General features: G+C 32.0%; 14 protein-coding genes, 2 pseudogenes and 1 riboswitch. Of the genes and pseudogenes, 14 read left to right on the top strand and 2 right to left on the bottom strand.

The genetic code is table 11. The annotated features are described in order from the left end of the window. The first annotated feature begins 89 nt into the window (after nt 1-89). Genes AC1RPR_RS02195 through pepT form a run of 3 tightly spaced genes read left to right on the top strand, consistent with a single transcriptional unit; the run spans nt 90 to nt 2887 of the window. On the top strand, nt 90-785 hold the full coding sequence (locus tag AC1RPR_RS02195) for a tRNA (adenine(22)-N(1))-methyltransferase (protein ID WP_481761356.1): 696 nt from the start codon (nt 90-92) through the stop codon (nt 783-785). Next, nucleotides 782-1579 (top strand): Nif3-like dinuclear metal center hexameric protein, encoded by a 798-nt coding sequence (locus tag AC1RPR_RS02200; RefSeq protein WP_481761355.1) that lies wholly within the window; start codon nt 782-784, stop codon nt 1577-1579. The genes AC1RPR_RS02195 and AC1RPR_RS02200 overlap by 4 nt, the downstream gene beginning before the upstream one ends. A 57-nt stretch (nt 1580-1636) precedes the next feature. Continuing rightward, nucleotides 1637-2887: a peptidase T gene (pepT, locus tag AC1RPR_RS02205; RefSeq protein ID WP_481761354.1), complete on the top strand. Its 1251-nt coding sequence runs from the start codon at nt 1637-1639 to the stop codon at nt 2885-2887. 120 nt (nt 2888-3007) lie between these two features. Here pepT and AC1RPR_RS02210 read toward each other — a convergent pair whose 3' ends face one another. Beyond that, nucleotides 3008-3196, bottom strand: coding sequence for a YjzD family protein (locus AC1RPR_RS02210; RefSeq protein WP_409022496.1), 189 nt, complete (start codon nt 3194-3196; stop codon nt 3008-3010). 132 nt (nt 3197-3328) lie between these two features. On the opposite strand from AC1RPR_RS02210, the gene dnaE reads away from it, so the two are divergent. The 3 genes and pseudogenes from dnaE to pyk all read left to right on the top strand — a co-directional run. Continuing rightward, nucleotides 3329-6649, top strand: a complete 3321-nt coding sequence (gene dnaE, locus AC1RPR_RS02215; RefSeq protein ID WP_481761353.1) for a DNA polymerase III subunit alpha — start codon at nt 3329-3331, stop codon at nt 6647-6649. A 111-nt stretch (nt 6650-6760) separates the two neighbouring features. Further along, the gene (pfkA, locus tag AC1RPR_RS02220; RefSeq protein ID WP_481761352.1) at nt 6761-7729 is read left to right on the top strand and encodes a 6-phosphofructokinase; all 969 of its coding nucleotides are present in this window, start codon (nt 6761-6763) and stop codon (nt 7727-7729) included. A 59-nt stretch (nt 7730-7788) separates the two neighbouring features. Further along, a pseudogene (gene pyk, locus AC1RPR_RS02225) lies at nt 7789-9207 on the top strand (pyruvate kinase); the annotation flags it as partial. A gap of 288 nt (nt 9208-9495) precedes the next feature. On the opposite strand, the pseudogene AC1RPR_RS02230 reads toward pyk, so the two are convergent. After that, nucleotides 9496-11040, bottom strand: a pseudogene (locus AC1RPR_RS02230) (IS1182 family transposase); the annotation flags it as partial. Between the two features lie 307 nt (nt 11041-11347). Between AC1RPR_RS02230 and AC1RPR_RS02235 the strand changes: the two are divergent. From AC1RPR_RS02235 to AC1RPR_RS02270, 8 genes are all read left to right on the top strand, one after another. Beyond that, on the top strand, nt 11348-12262 hold the full coding sequence (locus AC1RPR_RS02235; RefSeq protein ID WP_481761351.1) for a CvfB family protein: 915 nt from the start codon (nt 11348-11350) through the stop codon (nt 12260-12262). A gap of 163 nt (nt 12263-12425) precedes the next feature. Then, nucleotides 12426-12794, top strand: coding sequence for an N-acetyltransferase (locus AC1RPR_RS02240; protein WP_481761350.1), 369 nt, complete (start codon nt 12426-12428; stop codon nt 12792-12794). Then, complete coding sequence (locus AC1RPR_RS02245; RefSeq protein ID WP_481761349.1) at nt 12778-13530, top strand: segregation and condensation protein A; 753 nt, start codon at nt 12778-12780, stop codon at nt 13528-13530. The genes AC1RPR_RS02240 and AC1RPR_RS02245 overlap by 17 nt, the downstream gene beginning before the upstream one ends. Nucleotides 13531-13555: 25 nt before the next feature. After that, nucleotides 13556-14137, top strand: a complete 582-nt coding sequence (gene scpB / locus AC1RPR_RS02250; protein WP_481761348.1) for an SMC-Scp complex subunit ScpB — start codon at nt 13556-13558, stop codon at nt 14135-14137. A gap of 1 nt (nt 14138) precedes the next feature. After that, nucleotides 14139-14870 carry a pseudouridine synthase gene (locus tag AC1RPR_RS02255; protein ID WP_409022503.1) on the top strand — a complete coding sequence of 244 codons (732 nt, stop codon included), beginning with the start codon at nt 14139-14141 and terminating at the stop codon, nt 14868-14870. Nucleotides 14871-14921: 51 nt separating this feature from the next. Further along, a riboswitch (FMN riboswitch) is annotated at nt 14922-15046 on the top strand. Between the two features lie 117 nt (nt 15047-15163). Continuing rightward, complete coding sequence (locus AC1RPR_RS02260; protein ID WP_409022504.1) at nt 15164-15748, top strand: ECF transporter S component; 585 nt, start codon at nt 15164-15166, stop codon at nt 15746-15748. Between the two features lie 65 nt (nt 15749-15813). Beyond that, complete coding sequence (locus AC1RPR_RS02265) at nt 15814-16848, top strand: helix-turn-helix domain-containing protein (RefSeq protein ID WP_481761347.1); 1035 nt, start codon at nt 15814-15816, stop codon at nt 16846-16848. After that, nucleotides 16835-18286: a RecQ family ATP-dependent DNA helicase gene (locus tag AC1RPR_RS02270; RefSeq protein WP_481761346.1), complete on the top strand. Its 1452-nt coding sequence runs from the start codon at nt 16835-16837 to the stop codon at nt 18284-18286. Before AC1RPR_RS02265 ends, AC1RPR_RS02270 begins: the two co-directional genes overlap by 14 nt. The last annotated feature ends 24 nt before the right edge of the window (nt 18287-18310 follow it).

The following is an 18310-nucleotide window of genomic DNA, read 5'->3' on the forward strand; positions in this document are numbered from 1 at the left end:
AGGACCATTATAAAACGAAACCTGTTTTATAATGGTCCTTTTTTAGTTATAATAAGAAAAGATAAGATACGAAAGAAGAGGATCAAGAAATGGATGCACGACATTTATCAGATCGATTAGTTCGAGTTGCAAAATTTGTACCAAAAAATGCACGATTGGCCGATATTGGATCGGATCATGCTTACTTACCTGCGTATTTAGCTATTAATAAAATTATTTCATATGCTGTTGCTGGAGAAGTAGCTAAAGGGCCTTATGAAAATGCCGTAACAGAAATTAATACAGAACGATTAGACCACATGATAATGCCAAGATTAGCTAATGGGTTAAAGGCAATTAAATTAGACGATAATATTGATACTATCACAATTGCCGGAATGGGTGGCCCTTTAATAAAGGATATATTTACTGCCGATTTAGAAAAATTAACGGGTGTCCGTCGTTTAATTATTCAACCTAATGTTGGACAAAAATTAATAAGAGAATGGTTAATGGATCATTCATATCAAATTATTGATGAAGATATTGTCGAAGACGACCATCATGTCTATGAAATTATTGTTGCTGAGAAAGTTAACACTAAAATGAGCTACTCGATATTAGATTTAAAGTATGGACCTAAATTAAGAATTGAGCAAAGCGATGTATTCAAAGCTAAATGGCACAAGCAAATGGAAAAAAAGCGTAAAGTTTTAAAAAATTTTGAGGCAGCAAATAAAGTTCCTATTGATAAAAAAAGGATATTAGAAGTTGATATCAAAGAAATTGAGGAGATGCTGGGATGACAAAAATTATTGATTTAGTCAATCAATTCGAAGTATTTGCTCCAAAAAGTATGGCTGAAATTGGTGATCCAGTAGGCCTACAATTAGGTGATATTAATAATACTGTTACTAAAGTAATGACAACTTTAGATGTTCGTCCAGAAGTTGTCCAAGAAGCAATTAATAAAAATGTAGATTTTATTTTCGCACATCATCCATTAATATTTAGACCGGCAAAAAATTTGGATACTACGAATCCTCAAAATAAAATGTATGCCGATTTATTGAGTCATAATATAACAGTGTATGCAGCTCATACTAATTTAGACAATGTTACAGGTGGGATGAATGATTGGTTAGCGAGTCGTTTAAAATTACAAGAAACAATCCCGTTAGTGCATACAAATAGTTCAGATTATGGAATGGGTCGAATCGGAAATTTAACTAGTCCTATGACTGTTATTGAATTTTCTGAATATTGTAAGAAGCAATTTAACATAAGTGGATTAAGACTGATTTCTAATGATTTGACGCAATCAATTAAGCGTGTTGCAGTTCTAGGTGGTGATGGTGGTAAATTTTATCATGAGGCAATTAAGCAGCAGGCGGATGTTTACGTAACAGGAGATGTCTACTACCACACGGCTCATGACATGTTAGCAGAAGGGTTGTCAGTTATTGATCCGGGCCATCATGTTGAAAGTATCTGTAAAGCACAATTGAAACGGTTATTTGGAGAATGGAATCTAGAAAATAATTGGCAAATTGAGATTATTGAATCAGATATTAATACAGATCCATTTCAGTTTATTTAATTTTAAAATTAGAGTATGATTAGAGATATTAAATAATAGATTAGGAGATACGCTATCATGACAAAATATGAAGAATTAATTCCACGTTTTATTAAGTATGTTAAAGTAGAAACTCGTTCTGATGAAAATTCAGGGGTAACTCCTTCAACGCAAACTCAAGTTGAATTTGCGAAAGAATTAAAGGAAGAACTTTTACAAATTGGATTAAAGGATGCACGTATTTCTAAAAAAAGTGGGTATGTTTTAGCAACATTACCAAGTAATTTAGAAGCTGGTAAAAACGTTAAAGCGGTTGGTTTTATTTCACATATGGATACAGCTGCATTTACAGCAGAGGGTGTTAACCCCCAATTCGTTGAAAATTATGATGGCGAATCTGATATTAATCTTGACGATGATGGTAAATTTAAACTAACTATTAAAGAATTTCCAAATTTAAAAAATTATAAAGGCAATACATTAATTACAACAGATGGTTCAACACTATTAGGATCAGATGATAAATCGGGAGTAGCTGAAATTATTACTGCTGTAGCTTATTTAGTTGCACATCCTGAAATTAAGCATGGTGACATTAAAGTTGGTATTGGACCTGATGAGGAAATTGGGGTAGGTGCTGATAAATTTGACGTAGCCGATTTTGGAGCTGATTTAGCTTACACTGTTGATGGTGGACCATTAGGTGAATTAGAATATGAAACATTTAATGCTGCTCAAGCAGTCGTTTCAATTCAAGGTAAGGAAGTTCATCCTGCAACTGCTAAAGGTGTTTTAATTAATGCAAGTAAGTTAGCAAATCAATTTGACTCATTATTACCACAAGATGAAGTACCTGAAAAAACTGAAGGCCGCGAAGGTTTTTACCATTTAATTTCAGTAGAAGGTACAGTTGATGAAGCAAAAATGGTATATATTATTCGTGATCATGATCGCCAAAAATTCGAAGATCGCAAAAAGTATATGATGGGTATTGCTGATAAAATGAATGCTGATTTTGATTCTGAACGTGTGACAATTGATATGGTAGATCAATATTACAATATGCGTGAAGTAATCGAGAAGGATATGACTGTTGTGACTGTTGCTAAAGAAGCTATGGAAAATTTAGCAATTAAACCGGATATCTATCCAGTACGTGGTGGGACAGATGGTTCAAAAATCTCATTCATGGGATTACCAACACCAAATATATTTGCTGGAGCAGAAAATATGCATGCGCGATTTGAATTTGTTTCAGTTGAAACAATGGAAAAAGCAACGGATGTTGTTCTAGAAATTATAAAATTAGTATCTGAAGAAACAAAATAGGTATTATTAAATAGTGTGGATGAGTTAAACTAGAGGACATATTGAGACCTTTCTTTCTCAAATTTTTCCTTATAGTCTTATAAAGCCAAAAAAAAGATAAACTAATTAGTTTATCTTTTTTTATTTATCTGATTTAGGATCTTTGAGAATGGCGTAGAGGCAATTTACGACAATTAAGCCGGTAACTGCAAAAATAATACCGATTAACAAAACTGGTGCAAACAATGTACCAGTTAGTGAGCTTACGATATAACCAATTACTTCACCAAAAATGAAGCCCCAAAAGAGAATTGTTAATTGTTTCATCATAGAACAGCACCTCACATTCAAAGCTAATTTTAGCACAAATAATTATTTTTGCAAAAGCTTTTTAGTGTCTATTGGGTATTGTTAAAAAGTTTTGTATAATAACATTAATAGATACGTGAAAAGGGGGATAAAATGTTTGTTCCGTTAAAAGTTAAAAGTTCATTCAGCTTATTACAAAGCACCACTAAAATTAATGATCTTGTTCAAAGTGCTAAAAGTAAAGGCTATAAAGCAATTGCCTTAACAGATAATAATACATTGTATGGTGCAATTGATTTTTATAATGCCTGTCAAAAAGCTGAAATTAAGCCAATTATCGGACTAACGTTAGATATCTCCGGTTTAATCGAAACAAACCATGAATATGAATTGACCTTTATTGCAAAAGATAAACAAGGTTATCAAAATTTAATGCAATTATCGACCTTAAAAATGACCTTAAATGATGATAAGTTAAACTTTAGTAGTTTAACTAACTATTTAGACGGTTTATTTATATTATCACCTAGTGAAAAAAGTGAATTTAGTTATTTAATTGAACAAAGTCAAATATCCGATGCAAAAGAATTATTAGCCAAATATCAAAGCTTAATAGGTTCAGAAAATATTCGAGTTGGCCTATCTCACTTAATGGATAAAATTACGGCACAATCAATTAAATCTTTAGCTCAAAATTTTGATATTCGTGTAATTGCGCTAGATGAAGTAGCTTATTTGGATGCTGAAAATCAGTTTGATATTGATGTGTTAAAGGCAATTAGTACTGGTGAAACGATTTTAATTAATAAAGTTGATGAACAAATTCAGGGAGAATATGCATTAAGAAATCCAAAAGAGATAACGGAGCAATATCAAGAATTGCTAATGGCAGATGCAATTCAAGAAACCCAAAATTTAGCAGATGAAACGTCTCTGGAATTAACATTCTCACAACCCAAACTACCTGAGTATCCATTACCTAATAATGAAACAGCACATAGTTATTTGAGAAGTATGTGTAATACTGGATTAAATGAGCGGTTTCCAAATGGTGTACCTAAGGAATATAAACAAAGATTAGAACTTGAGTTAAACGTTATTCAACAAATGGGATTTGAAGATTACTTTTTAATCGTTTGGGATATTATGAACTATGCTCATTCGCAAAATATTATAACTGGCCCAGGACGAGGGTCATCTGCTGGATCGATCACAGCCTACGTTTTAACGATTACGGATGTTGATCCAATTAAATATAATTTATTGTTTGAACGTTTTTTGAATTCAAAACGTGTTCAGATGCCGGATATTGATTTAGATATTCCAGATGATAAACGTGGACTAATCCTTAATTATTTACATCAAAAATATGGACATTATCACATGGCTCAAATTATTACATTTGGCACAATGGCAGCAAAACAGGCTTTGAGGGATGTTGGTCGAGTATTTGGTGTATCACCTTTTGAAATGAAAGGGTGGAGTGATTCAATTCCAAATGTTTTGAAAATTACGTTGACAGAGGCGCTAGCACAATCACAAAAATTACGTAATTTAGTTAATGATAGTTCCAAAAATAAAAATATTTTTACAATTGCGCAGCATATCGAAGGGATTCCAAGACACTACTCTACGCATGCAGCAGGGGTCGTATTGAGCCAAATTGATTTACGAGAAGTGGTTCCGTTACAAAATGGAAGTGAGGATATTCTTTTAACGCAGTATTCTAAAGATATAGTTGAAAATGTTGGTTTATTAAAAATCGATATTTTAGGTCTACGTAATTTAAATATTTTAGATCAAGCTGTAACACAGGTTAAAAAGAATTATCAAGCAGACTTCAATCCAGCATTCATTAATTTAGAAGATGAAAAAACATTAGCTCTTTTTAGATTAGGTGATACATCCGGTGTTTTCCAATTTGAATCTAATGGTATCAAAAATGTTTTAAAAAAATTACAACCAACATCTTTTGAAGATATCGCAGCTGTAAATGCGTTATATCGGCCGGGTCCGATGGAAAATATAGATACATTTATTGCACGAAAACATCATCTTGAAAAAATAACATTTCCGGACAATAGTTTAAAACAAATTCTTGAGTCAACCTATGGTGTATTAGTTTATCAGGAGCAGGTTATGCAGGTCGCATCAAAGATGGGTAATTTTACACTTGGTGAAGCTGATTTACTACGCCGAGCAATGAGTAAAAAGAAAAAAAAGACTATTGATGAAATGCGTACTCAGTTTATCAATGGGGCATATGATAATGGAATTCAAGAAGATGTAGCTAAAACAGTTTATAGTTATATTGAGCAGTTTGCTAATTATGGATTTAATCGTTCACATGCCGTTGCCTATAGTAAAATTGCTTTTCAATTAGCCTATATTAAAGCTAATTTTCCAGCTGCATTTTTTGAAGCTATTTTAAATTCCGTTGGTAATAATCCGCAAAAAATAAAAGAATACTTAGTGGAAGCAAAGCAATATCATGTAATAATTAAATTACCTGATATTAATATGAGCGAGGTAGGTTTTAGTTTAAGACAAAATATTGTTTTATTTGGATTAAATAGTATTAAAGGACTTAGAAAAGACTTTATTGAACATATCATTACATTACGGAAAAAAGAATTGTTCACAGATTTCCAATCCTTCCTGCATCGGATAGATAAAAAATATTTAAATGAGGAAAATATTTCAGCTTTAATATATTCTGGGTGTTTTGATCAATTTGAATATAATCGTGCTGAGTTGATTAGTGCTCTACCAGAATTAATTAGTAGTATTGATTTAAGTGGAAATAATACTAATTTATTTGAATTATTAACACCTAAGATAGCAAGACAATCAAACTTTCCATTAATGGTTCGATTAGAAAAAGAATCACAATATTTAGGTGCGTATCTTTCGGGACATCCGGTTGAGAAGTATCGGAAACAGCTAAATCAAAGCGATTTTAAAAAAATATCGGAAATATCTGATAAGACACATGTAACCATTTTAGTTAATCTTACGAGAGTAAAAGTTATTCGAACAAAGAAGGGTCAACAAATGGCCTTTGTAAATGGTTCGGATGAAACAAGTGAGATTGATTTGACAATATTTCCTGATTTATTTCGACAGAAAGAATCTTTACTTGAAAAAAATAAGGTCGTTGTCGTTTCGGGGGATGTTGAAACAAATAGAGGATTACAAATTATTGTTAAAAAAATAGAATTAGCAGATGATTATTTTAAACGAATAACTCAAAAAAAATGGTTTTTGAAGATTACTAAAGAAACAACAAATGAAAAAATAGAAAAATTAATGCAAACCATGAAAATAAGGTTAGGTCAAACACCGGTTATTTTGTACTATGAAAAAGACAATCGTAAAATTAGTTTAGATAGAACTTATTGGTTAAGGAACGACAAAGAAACACATACAGCGCTTACAAAAATATTAGGTTCTGAAAATGTCGTCATTAAGTAATTTATTCTTGAAAATACTGAAAATATTTTCACATTTAACAAGACAACTTTTCTGAAAAGTGTTAATATAGTGAGTGAAATATGTACTTAAATTACTTATTGAGGTGAAGAAATGAAACGCATTGGTATTTTAACAAGTGGTGGAGATGCGCCAGGTATGAACGCTTCAGTTCGTGCTGTTGCACGTCGTGTAATTGGTGAAGGATTAGAAGCATACGGTATTAATTATGGTTTTGCTGGTTTAGTTGCTGGCGATATTCATAAAATTGAATATGCTGACGTTGATGATGTTATTCAACGCGGTGGAACAATGTTATATTCAGCCCGTTATCCTGAATTTGCAACTGCTGAAGGACAATTAAAAGGTATCGAACAACTTAAAAAGTTCGGTATCGATGCTTTAGTTGTTATCGGTGGGGATGGTTCATACCATGGTGCTTTAGCACTCACAAAACGTGGATTTAACGCTGTTGGTATTCCAGGAACAATCGATAATGATATTCCTGATACAGATTTCACAGTTGGATTTGATACAGCTGTTAACACAGCTCTTGATGCAATTGATCGTATTCGCGATACTGCTCGTTCACATCAACGTACGTTTATCGTTGAAGTAATGGGTAGAAATGCTGGAGATATTGCTTTATGGTCCGGTATTGCTGGTGGTGCTGATGTTATTGTTATTCCTGAAAAAGGATATAACATGCAAGAAATTGCAGACAAGCTCAACAGTAACCGTGAACATGGTAAAGATTCAGGAATTATCGTATTAGCTGAAGGTGTTATGGGAGCTAGTGAATTTGCTGCTGAATTAGACACATATGGTAATTTTGAAACACGTGTGACTATTTTAGGCCATACACAACGTGGTGGCGTACCAACTGCCAAAGATCGTGTCTTAGCAAGTCGTTTTGGTGATTATGCTGTTCAACTTCTTATGGAAGGTAAAGGCGGATTAGCAATTGGTATTAAAGACAACAAATTAGTTGCTGAAGATATTGTTGCAACGCTTGAAGAACATAAACATCATACAGATTTGAGTCTTTTAGACTTAAATACACGACTTTCAACACCAAAATAATATAATACTGTTATTGTTATTTATAAATAATAAGTAAACTAAGAGGAGATCATAATCTAATGAAAAAAACTAAAATCGTAAGTACACTTGGTCCAGCCAGTTCAGATCTTGATACAATTGTTAAATTAATCGAAGCCGGTGCTAATGTTTTCCGTTTCAACTTTTCTCATGGTGACCATGAAGAACATTTAGGTCGTATGACATTAGTTCATGAAGCAGAAAAAATTACTGGTAAAATGGTTGGTATCATGCTTGATACTAAAGGTGCAGAAATCCGTACTACTGTTCAAAAAGAAGGTAAAATCAACTTTGAAATTAATGATATTGTTCGTATTTCAATGGATGATTCACTTGAAGGAACAAAAGAAAAGATTGCTGTTACTTACCCAGGTTTAATTGAAGATGTTCATGTTGGAGGCCACGTATTGTTTGATGATGGTCTTATCGATATGAGAATTGATGAAATTGATACAGCTGCTAACGAATTAGTAACAACTGTTATGAATTCTGGTCGTTTAGGTTCACGTAAAGGTGTTAACGCTCCTGGTGTATCAATTAACTTACCTGGTATTACTGAAAAAGATTCAGACGATATTCGTTTTGGTTTAGATCAAAACATTGATTTCATTGCTGCAAGTTTTGTACGTAAACCAGCTGATGTTTTAGATATCCGCGCTTTACTTGAAGAAAAAGGAATGGAACATGTTCAAATCTTCCCTAAGATTGAATCACAAGAAGGTATCGATAATATTGATGCTATTATGGAAGTTTCTGAAGGATTAATGATTGCCCGTGGCGATATGGGTGTTGAAATTCCTGCTGAAAATGTTCCTTTAGTTCAAAAAGACTTAATCAAAAAATGTAACGCTTTGGGCAAACCAGTTATTACTGCTACTCAAATGCTTGATTCAATGCAAGAAAACCCACGTCCTACACGTGCTGAAGCATCTGATGTTGCTAATGCCGTATTTGATGGAACAGATGCAACAATGCTTTCAGGTGAAAGTGCTAATGGTGACTACCCTGTAGAATCAGTTGCAACAATGGCTCGTATTGATGAAAAATCTGAAAATGCATTGCGTGCACATAGCTCATTTGCATTAAATGAATTTGACAAAAATGATGTTACTGAAACTATTGGTCGTGCTGTTGCTGAAACAGCTGATAGCTTAGGTATTAAAACTATCATCGCTGCTACAAAATCTGGTCAAACAGCACGTATGATTTCTAAATACCGTCCTGACTCAGATATTTTAGCTATTACTTTTGACGAACAAACTCGTCATGGTTTATCAGTTAACTGGGGTGTTCACCCAATCATTGCTGAAAAACCAGCATCAACAGATGCATTGTTTAGTTTAGCAACTGAAAAAGCTAAAGAATTAGGTTTCGCTAAAAAAGGTGACCTTATCTTAATCACTGCTGGTCTTCCAGTTGGTGAAAAAGGAACAACAAACAGTTTGAAAGTTCAATTAGTAGACTAATTATATTAAGGTTCAAGTACATGATGAACCTAAGTTAGTATATCGGTAAGACATTGGTGACGAAAAATGTTATTGGGTTAATCATGAATATAATTGACTAATTAAGATAATATTGATCAGGTTGTATCAATCCTTACTTGAATATTTTAAAATTGGAAAAGGGGCTGTGACATAAGTCCCTTCAATAAAGTTCAAAATAAGGCTCCGGAAATCATTTTTTGATTTCTGGAGCCTTATTTCTTTTTATTTAAAAAAATATAGAAAACAGAAGTATTATTTACCTCCTAAACTGGCTAATTTTTGGATATTTAATGCCATTACTATCAAACCTGCTTCCTTTTTAACCTTCTCAATCCCTCGCAATAGAAATTGATTGAACGGCAAAGAGGCCTTCATTCGACCAAAAACGGATTCTACATCAATTTTACGGTGCGCGTAAATTTGACCCGTTTCTGGTTCAGAAAGTCGTTCACATTGTTGTGCCTTAAAATATTCCCAAGATCCGTTAACTTGAATCTTACGACGTGCACCTCTAAGTGTTTTAGCCGCAGGAATAATTATCTGATTCTCATCTAGTAACTCTGCTTGATATTCTTTAAATTCACGAACTATTCCATATTTATCGGTTCTTTTCCGATACGCTTTAAAGTTAAATCGCACGCCGTGCGGATCAATATAGTAATCATTATTTTCATGATAATCCCAGTTCATAACTTTTCTATCATCAGTTCGCCATTTTTTGCTTTGTTCTCTAATCATGGTACCGTAAGGAATTATAGCAGTTTGATTTGGTAATTCATCTTCAATGAAACGATAGTTTGATTCTGATCCATATCCGGCATCGGCAACAATGTATTTATCTAATTTATTATGAGTACTTAACGTTTTAAGAAACGGTTGAAGTGTTCTAGTATCTGTTGGATTTTGAAATAATTGGTAGCCCAAAATAAATTGGTTACTGGTCGCAATTTGTAAGTTATAAGCTGGCTTAAGTTGACCATTTAACATTGGATCTTCTTTAATACGCATAAAAGTTGCATCATGATCAGTTTTAGAATAGCTATTTCGAGTACCGTATATTTTCATTTGTGCTTCATGTTCACTTAATTTATGTTGGCGTTTAGTTAATTGATTCTTCTTAGATTTTAGGGTTCTTCGAATTCTTTTAGCTGGATTGGGACTTATCTTCTTAGTTCTTGAAACTTCCTGGTCTAATGCTACTAATTTCTGATCAAGTCGATCGATAACTTCTTCAATCATTTCTAGTGTTAGATTGGAGCCTTCTGGGACTTTACAAGCAGCATGCGCTGTTTTTAATTCAACTAGTAGCTCTAAAATCGCTTCGCGATTCATTTGATCAAAACGTATTGTATTCTTTTTCCAAATAAAACTATATTTATTAGCATTAGCCAAAACCTTAGTACCATCAATAAAGATGGCATCACTAATCATATTTTGTTGTCGTAAATATTCGACTAAGGTATCTAAACTGCGATCAATTAAATCAGTTAATTCATTCGACGTTCTAAATCGGACAATAGTTCGGTAAGATGGCATTTGCTCTTGTGTTAACCAACGTGCCGATAAATTTTCTTGTGCTAGTAAGGCGACCCGACGACTACTAAAAACACCTCGAGTTATAGCAAAAAGATATAACTTCAATAAAGCTGAAAGATTATATTCACGGGGGCGACCAAAAAGATAAGGTTCTTTTATTTCTAATTTTTCGATTAGCGTATTGATATAACACGCAGTGTTATTCTTTTCTGGTATATAGTCAGTTGAGATGGCTAAACAAGTCTGATTTATGTTATAATAATTTTGCATTTTTAAGTCCTTTCGAGGATTAAATTAAGGAGCATTGGGGGTCGAAGGCCAGTGTTCCTTTTTATTTTTCTAATTAGATAATATATTAAAAAGTAGTAAAAAGAAACAAGTCTCCCGAAATCAAAAAAGATTTCGGGAGACTTGTTTAATATCATATTGAAGAGACTTATGTCACAGCCCCTTTTTTATTACACAATATTTCTATTCAATTGGCTATTAAGCCTAATATCAGGTAAAATGTGAGTATGTAATTTTAAAATATGAATAAAGAAATATAAAATAATATTTTTTTGAATGGGAGAAATAAATGAGTTCAATAATGGGACAAGTTGTTACCGCAATGGTAACTGATGAGAATGATACAGAATTTTTAGTACAAAAAGATAGTATAACAATGCATTTATTGAAAGATGAAAAAAACAGTCAATTAGCGAACGGTTCGATGGTTACAGGCTTTGTGTATGAGAACGAAGATCATGATTTGAGTTTATCAACAATAATTCCTAGAGCTGGCATTGATCAATATGCATTCGGAGACGTTGTAAAAGTTAGAAGAGATTTAGGTGTCTTCGTTGACATTGGTTTACCAGACAAAGATGTAGCAGTTTCACTAGATGATTTACCAGAAATGAAATCACTTTGGCCAAAAGCTGGTGATCGATTAATGGTTGGACTTAAAATTGATGCCAAAGATCGTATTTGGGGTGATGTTGCGGACGAAGAAATGTTTCGATCAATTGCTAAGAAACCTGATGACTCATTAAAAAATAAAAATATGAAATTTACAGTTATTCGCTTAAAAATGATTGGAACTTTTGTAATTACTGATGATGATTATCTTGGATTTATCCATCCATCTGAAAGATTTAATGAACCTAGATTAGGTCAAGTATTAGAAGGACGTGTAATTGGAATTAGAACTGACGGTACAATTAATCTATCTATCAAACCACGTGCCTATGAAGCAATTAGTGATGATGCAGCAATGTTGATTGCTGCATTAAGTCATAATGATGAAAAAACATTACCTTTTACTGATAAAAGTAATCCAGAAGACATTAAAGAATATTTTGGTATCAGCAAAGGTCAATTTAAGAGAGCTGTTGGACATCTGCTAAAAGAGCGTTATGTTAAACAAGAAGATGGTAATCTTATTTTAATAAAAATGCCTGAGGAATTTGAAACTAATAATGATGAATTAATTAACGAAACAGATGATTAATAGAAAACTATTTTAGTAGGTAAGAGATAATAAATAAAATTATTTGAAAATATAATTTATTAGTTCAACGTTAAATTAATATATCGGTAACAAACAAGTATATTAGTTATTTTTAAATATATGAATTGTCTCATGAATGCCGTGCGTGTAGAGGAGAACAATAATGCTTATTAAGTATAAGAATGATTATGAAAAAATTGCGATGGGCTTGTTGTCATTTATACCTGACTTGAAGGATGTTACTAGAATTAATTTAGCAATTAAAGGTTATCAAGATACAGAAAATCGAGATTTGTATCTTTGGAAAAATGAGGCAGGTAATTTTACTGGTATAGTTGGTATTGAAAATGATGGCAACGTTGTCGTAGTTCGGGCAATATCATTGAGTCCAGATGAAAGACATAAAAAAGTTAGTTTTTTGATTCTGAACGCTGTATTATCGCTATATCCTGATAAAAAAATCATGGGTACAATTGATACTACAAAATTAATTGAAAAATGGGAAATGCAAAAAAATGAGTCAAAAATTTAAATCTATTAGTCAGGTAACATTAAAATTAACCTCTTTTGAAGGACCACTTGATTTGTTACTGCATTTAATCAAAGATTCTGAGATGGATATTTATGATATTCAAATTTCAGAAATAACAGAGCAATATTTAACTATTATTAAAGATACTACGAATATGTCATTAGATGTGATTGGTCAATATTTAGTGATGGCTTCAACGTTGATGAAAATTAAGAGTCAAATGTTATTACCGGCAGAATTTTCCAATGTAGAGGAAACTCAAACTGATCCAAGGGCAAGTCTAGTCGAACAATTAATTGAATATCAAATTTTTAAAGAGGCGGCTGGAGAGTTGAGCGTCAGGGAAAATAAACGTGCGAATTATTTTTCTAAGGAACAAAGTAGTATTCCTAAAAATAGATTTGATAAACCTCAACTTGATATACCTGGCCTGGATTTAGAAACACTTGAGAATGCTTTTAAAAGAGTTTTAATAAAGCAAATAAATCATCAACCAATTGAGAAAAAAATTAATGTGCAACTAGCATCACTCTCTGATAAAATATCAGAAATAAAAAAAATCATTCTAAATTCAAATAAGAGTTTAATATTTAGTGATTTTTTTGAAATAACAACAACGGTTGATGAAATTGTTGTTACTTTTCTGGCAATATTAGAACTTTCAAAATTAAACCAAATTAAATTGAAACAAGCAAATAGCCATGAAATGATTCAGATTTTAAAAATTGAACCATAGATTATTGTATTAAGGAGGTACGAAGGTGAGTCATTTAGCAAATATTGAAGGACTTTTATTTGTGAGTGGGGATCAAGGAATATCTCTAGCAGAATTATCTAGATTAACTGGATTATTGAAATCAGCAGTTAAAGAACAACTTGAAAAATTATCATTAAAGTATAAAAATGATATAAATTCTAGCTTGGAGCTAATTCAATATAATGATTGTTATCAATTAGTAACAAAAGAGAAATTAGCAGATTTAATTAAAGATTATTTTGAAAATCCTAATTCAAGAAGACTTTCTAATGCAGCACTGGAAACGCTAGCTATCATTGCTTATAAACAACCAGTGACACGACTTGTAATTGATGATATCCGAGGAGTTCAAAGTTCAGGATCACTGCAAAAATTGATTGCTTTAGATCTAATTCGTGAAAATGGACGTCTTGATGTACCAGGAAGACCTATTATATATGTAACAACGACGCAATTTTTAAATTATTTTGGATTAACTGAACTAAAAGAACTTCCAGTGATTAGTGAAAATCAAGATTTTGATGGAGAAATAGGTAAACTTTTTTTAAATAATTTTAACGAAAAATTACAAGAAAATGAGGAATAATATGGCAGAGGCAGAAAGATTACAAAAAGTTATGGCGCAATCAGGTGTTGCGTCACGAAGACAATCCGAAAAAATGATTTCAGAAGGTCATGTTAAGGTGAATGGTAAGGTTGCAAGTGAGTTGGGTATTAAGGTCACAAGTGAAGATAAAATTGAAGTTGATGGTATTCGTTTAAATGAAGAACCATTAGTCTATTATTTATTCTACAAACCAAGAGGAGTTATTTCGGCTGTTAAGGATAATAAAGATCGTAAGGTTGTTACGGATTATTTTCCAGGTGTAAGGGAAAGAATTTATCCAGTCGGTCGATTAGATTATGATACTTCTGGATTATTATTAATGACAAATGATGGTGAGTTAGCCAACAAAATGACTCATCCAAAGTATAAGATTGACAAAACTTACGTCGCTAAAGTGAATGGTATTCCATCTAATGATGATTTAAAAACGTTACGTCAAGGAATTGTAATTGATGGTAAGAAAACGGCTCCTGCTCATTCAAAAATTATTTCAGCAGATAAAAATAAGCAAAAAGCAATTGTTTCATTAACAATTCATGAAGGCCGAAATCATCAAGTTAAAAATATGTTGGCAGAGGTCGGACATCCAGTGGAAAAATTAAAACGTGAAACTTATGGATTCTTAGATTTATATGGATTAACTTCGAGTCAATACCGTGAGTTATCTGAAGAAGAAGTTCATGCATTGAAAAGTATCGCCGAGCGTAAATAATTGTAACTTATTTTATCCTATGTTATATTTTGTAGCGTAATAAAATATTTGGTTCGTCTTCAGGGGCAGGGTGTAATTCCCGACCGGCGGTTATAGTCCGCGACCCACATTGTATATGTGGCTGGACTGGTGTAATTCCAGTACCGACAGTTAAAGTCTGGATAAAGAAGATAGGGCTTATTTGAGTAAGTAATTTCAAATGAACTCTGTTAATCTTTAGTGATTAATGGCGTTCATTTTTATTTACTTGAAAGGTTCTTCATTGAAGATGGCCTTCCAGGAGGTTTTCTAGTATGAATCGGTCACCAGTTTATAAAGTTGTGATTACAGCGTTCTTAGCTGCAATCTCATACGTATTAATGTTTTTATCTTTCCCAGTAATTTTTCCGTATTTAAAAATTGATTTTAGTGATTTACCAATTTTAATTGGATTTTTTATTTTGGGACCAATGAGCGGTGTGATGGTTGCCGTCGTTCGTTCATTGCTGTATCTAGTTTCAACTGGAACAGATATTGCCAGCTTGATAGGTGTTGGAAGTAATTTCTTAGCATCAATGGCGGTATCATTTCCAGCATATTATCTTCTCAAAGGTAAAGGAAACCTTAAGCCAACACTTGGAAAGAGTATTTTGGCAGTTTTAGTGAGTACCTTTGTACTAACTGCTGTATTATCTATTGCAAATTATTTTGTAATTCTACCAGTGTACTTGAATGTTATCGGTATGAATATCGGAATGTCAGTATCCAAGTACGTTATTGTTGGTATTGTTCCTTTTAATATTATAAAAGGAATTCTGGTCGTTGGGTTATTTAGTCTTTTATATCAGAGAATGTATGGTTGGGTTCAGTTAAATAATAAAAAATATAAACAACTATAGTATAATTAATGAGGGAGAATTCTTAAGTGATTCTTCCTCATTTTATTTTATAAGGATGGTATTTTATGGTTGAAGATTATCTCTTACAAATGTTTAATGTCGAATATCGGCGACCTAATGTAATATTTAGCATTATTACAGGTCGGAATACTGTTTCCAATATATATTGGGGAATGCGTTATGATTTGCTAGATTATTTTAGTATTGATCCTCAATTTACAAATGAAATATATCAAAAAATACTTTCTAAGTTGAAACAAAATAAATTACTCACTGAATCTAATGGGCAAGTTCGGTTAACGCAAAATGGTTTAATTCGACAAAAAAAAGCGAAAAGCGATTTATATCAAATTAAGCACCCTAAATTAATAAATCAATATAAATTTAATGAATGGTCAGAAACTTGTATTTTAGCTATACAAGTTGTATCTGAACTTAGCTTTGTTAATCGTCATTATTATCCTGTCGTAACATCCGAATTAACTAAATTTAATATCAAAAAATGGATTTCTAATAATGACAAAACAATACTAACAAAACAAGTTAATTTAGAATTACGATTGTTCGTGCAAAAAATTGATACAAATTCTAGTTTAATATTTATGAACAAATTAATTGGTCATAATCTTAATGGATTGACCAATAAACAGTTAGCAAATGAGTTGAATCTATCAGAAATGGAGATTCAATTAATATACAGAGATACAATAAATTTTTTTGCTAGTTGGATTGAGGAGCAAAAACAAAGTGTGTTCAAAGAATTAGTTCAGTCAATTCTAAAAACAGGAATTATTTCTGAAAGTGCAAAGGAAACGATGAGATTAATTACTATGGGCCTATCTGTTAATGATGTGGCTAAAAGTAGAGGATTGAAGACTAGTACAATTTTTGAACATTTACTTGAATTAGCAATGATTAGTGAAAAATTTCCATTTGATACTTTTTTAACAAAAAAAATAGTTAATGATTTATCTGAAATTATGGGGAGAGATATTGATCAAGTACCTTTTAAAATAATACAAAATAAGAAACCTGATATAAATTTTTTCGATTATCGTTTGTATCAAATTTATAGGAGTAAAATAGATGTCCAAAATTAATTTAAAAGAAAAATTGATGGAATACTTTGGATTCGATTCATTTATGATAGGCCAAGAAGAAACCATAGAAACTATCTTATCTGGTCAAGACACGTTATCAGTACTACCTACAGGGACTGGGAAATCATTGTGTTATCAGTTAGCTGGCTATCTTATGAATGGTACGACAGTTATCGTTTCACCGTTGTTATCTTTAATTCAAGATCAAGTTAGTCAATTTAATTTTCGTGGTAATGGGACAGCTATTGGATTAACATCAATATTGAGTTATTCTGAAAAAAAATATGTGTTAAAAAATATACAATCTTATAAATTTGTTTATTTATCTCCTGAAATGCTAAGTCAATTTGAAGTGATAAATGCCCTTAAACAAATAGATGTATCACTATTTGTTGTAGATGAGGCACATTGTATCTCCACTTGGGGACCAGATTTTAGGCCTGATTATTTGGATTTGAATAATGCAATTGTGAAACTTGGTACACCTTGCGTTTTGGCGTTGACAGCCACAGCTGCACTAAATATTCAGAATGATATTATGACACAATTAAAAACAGAAGGTCGAGATTTTCATAAAATCATTAAATCGGTTAATAGAAGTAATATTTTTTTAAGTGTCTTAAAAGTGCATGATGAATCTGATAAAAATAAGCAATTATTAAATTTATTGAATAAAATCAAGGGTGTTGGAATCGTTTATTTCTCGAGCAAGAAAAAGGCAAATGAGGTCTCAGATTTAATAAATAATAACACTGGATTAAGGTCTGAACCGTACCATGCTGACTTGAATGATATGGCAAGGTATACGGTACAAAGACAATTTATGGAAAATCAAATAGATGTTATATGTGCAACAAGCGCTTTTGGTATGGGTATTAATAAGAAAGATATTAGATACGTTATCCATTATCATATGCCCGCTGATTTTGAAAGCTACGTACAAGAATTTGGCCGATCTGGACGAGATGGCCAGCAGAGTATCGCAATTGTTTTTTCTCAAGAAAATGATGTGTTTCTACAAAGAAACTTAATTGATTTAACCATTCCAGATGATGATTTTATTAGGATGTATTTTAAAAAACATAAGGAATTAGTTGGTCTTGGAGAAGAAAAAGGTAAACTGTTAGATTATTACTATGAGAAACAAAGCTCAGTTGAAGAGGTGCAGTTCCTTTTTAGACAAAGGAAAATTGAAAAAGAAACTGGATTACAAAATATGATAATGTTTGTTAATTCAAGTAATTGTCGAAAGCAACAAATTTTAAACCATTTTGGAGAATCGAAATTAATAGAACATGATGAATTCTGTTGCTCAGCGTTATTTAATGTGGATGTACTTCAAAAGATTGGATTAGAAAAAAAGATAATCAAAAATGATGACAAGCAGTTAATTCAATCAACAGATAATATTATTTCAAGATTGTTTAAATTATCTTGAGAATAATTTGGATTATTATGGTAA

The sequence above is a fragment of the Dellaglioa sp. CoH-57-MRSF-22 genome (assembly GCF_056781895.1).

What these genes read in the sequence shown, in the direction of transcription:
- AC1RPR_RS02195 (WP_481761356.1), top strand. Translation starts at nt 90, where the DNA reads ATGGATGCACGACATTTATCAGATCGATTAGTTCGAGTTGCAAAATTT.
- AC1RPR_RS02200 (WP_481761355.1), top strand. Translation starts at nt 782, where the DNA reads ATGACAAAAATTATTGATTTAGTCAATCAATTCGAAGTATTTGCTCCA.
- pepT (WP_481761354.1), top strand. Translation starts at nt 1,637, where the DNA reads ATGACAAAATATGAAGAATTAATTCCACGTTTTATTAAGTATGTTAAA.
- AC1RPR_RS02210 (WP_409022496.1), bottom strand. Translation starts at nt 3,196, where the DNA reads ATGATGAAACAATTAACAATTCTCTTTTGGGGCTTCATTTTTGGTGAA.
- dnaE (WP_481761353.1), top strand. Translation starts at nt 3,329, where the DNA reads ATGTTTGTTCCGTTAAAAGTTAAAAGTTCATTCAGCTTATTACAAAGC.
- pfkA (WP_481761352.1), top strand. Translation starts at nt 6,761, where the DNA reads ATGAAACGCATTGGTATTTTAACAAGTGGTGGAGATGCGCCAGGTATG.
- AC1RPR_RS02235 (WP_481761351.1), top strand. Translation starts at nt 11,348, where the DNA reads ATGAGTTCAATAATGGGACAAGTTGTTACCGCAATGGTAACTGATGAG.
- AC1RPR_RS02240 (WP_481761350.1), top strand. Translation starts at nt 12,426, where the DNA reads ATGCTTATTAAGTATAAGAATGATTATGAAAAAATTGCGATGGGCTTG.
- AC1RPR_RS02245 (WP_481761349.1), top strand. Translation starts at nt 12,778, where the DNA reads ATGAGTCAAAAATTTAAATCTATTAGTCAGGTAACATTAAAATTAACC.
- AC1RPR_RS02255 (WP_409022503.1), top strand. Translation starts at nt 14,139, where the DNA reads ATGGCAGAGGCAGAAAGATTACAAAAAGTTATGGCGCAATCAGGTGTT.
- AC1RPR_RS02260 (WP_409022504.1), top strand. Translation starts at nt 15,164, where the DNA reads ATGAATCGGTCACCAGTTTATAAAGTTGTGATTACAGCGTTCTTAGCT.
- AC1RPR_RS02265 (WP_481761347.1), top strand. Translation starts at nt 15,814, where the DNA reads ATGGTTGAAGATTATCTCTTACAAATGTTTAATGTCGAATATCGGCGA.
- AC1RPR_RS02270 (WP_481761346.1), top strand. Translation starts at nt 16,835, where the DNA reads ATGTCCAAAATTAATTTAAAAGAAAAATTGATGGAATACTTTGGATTC.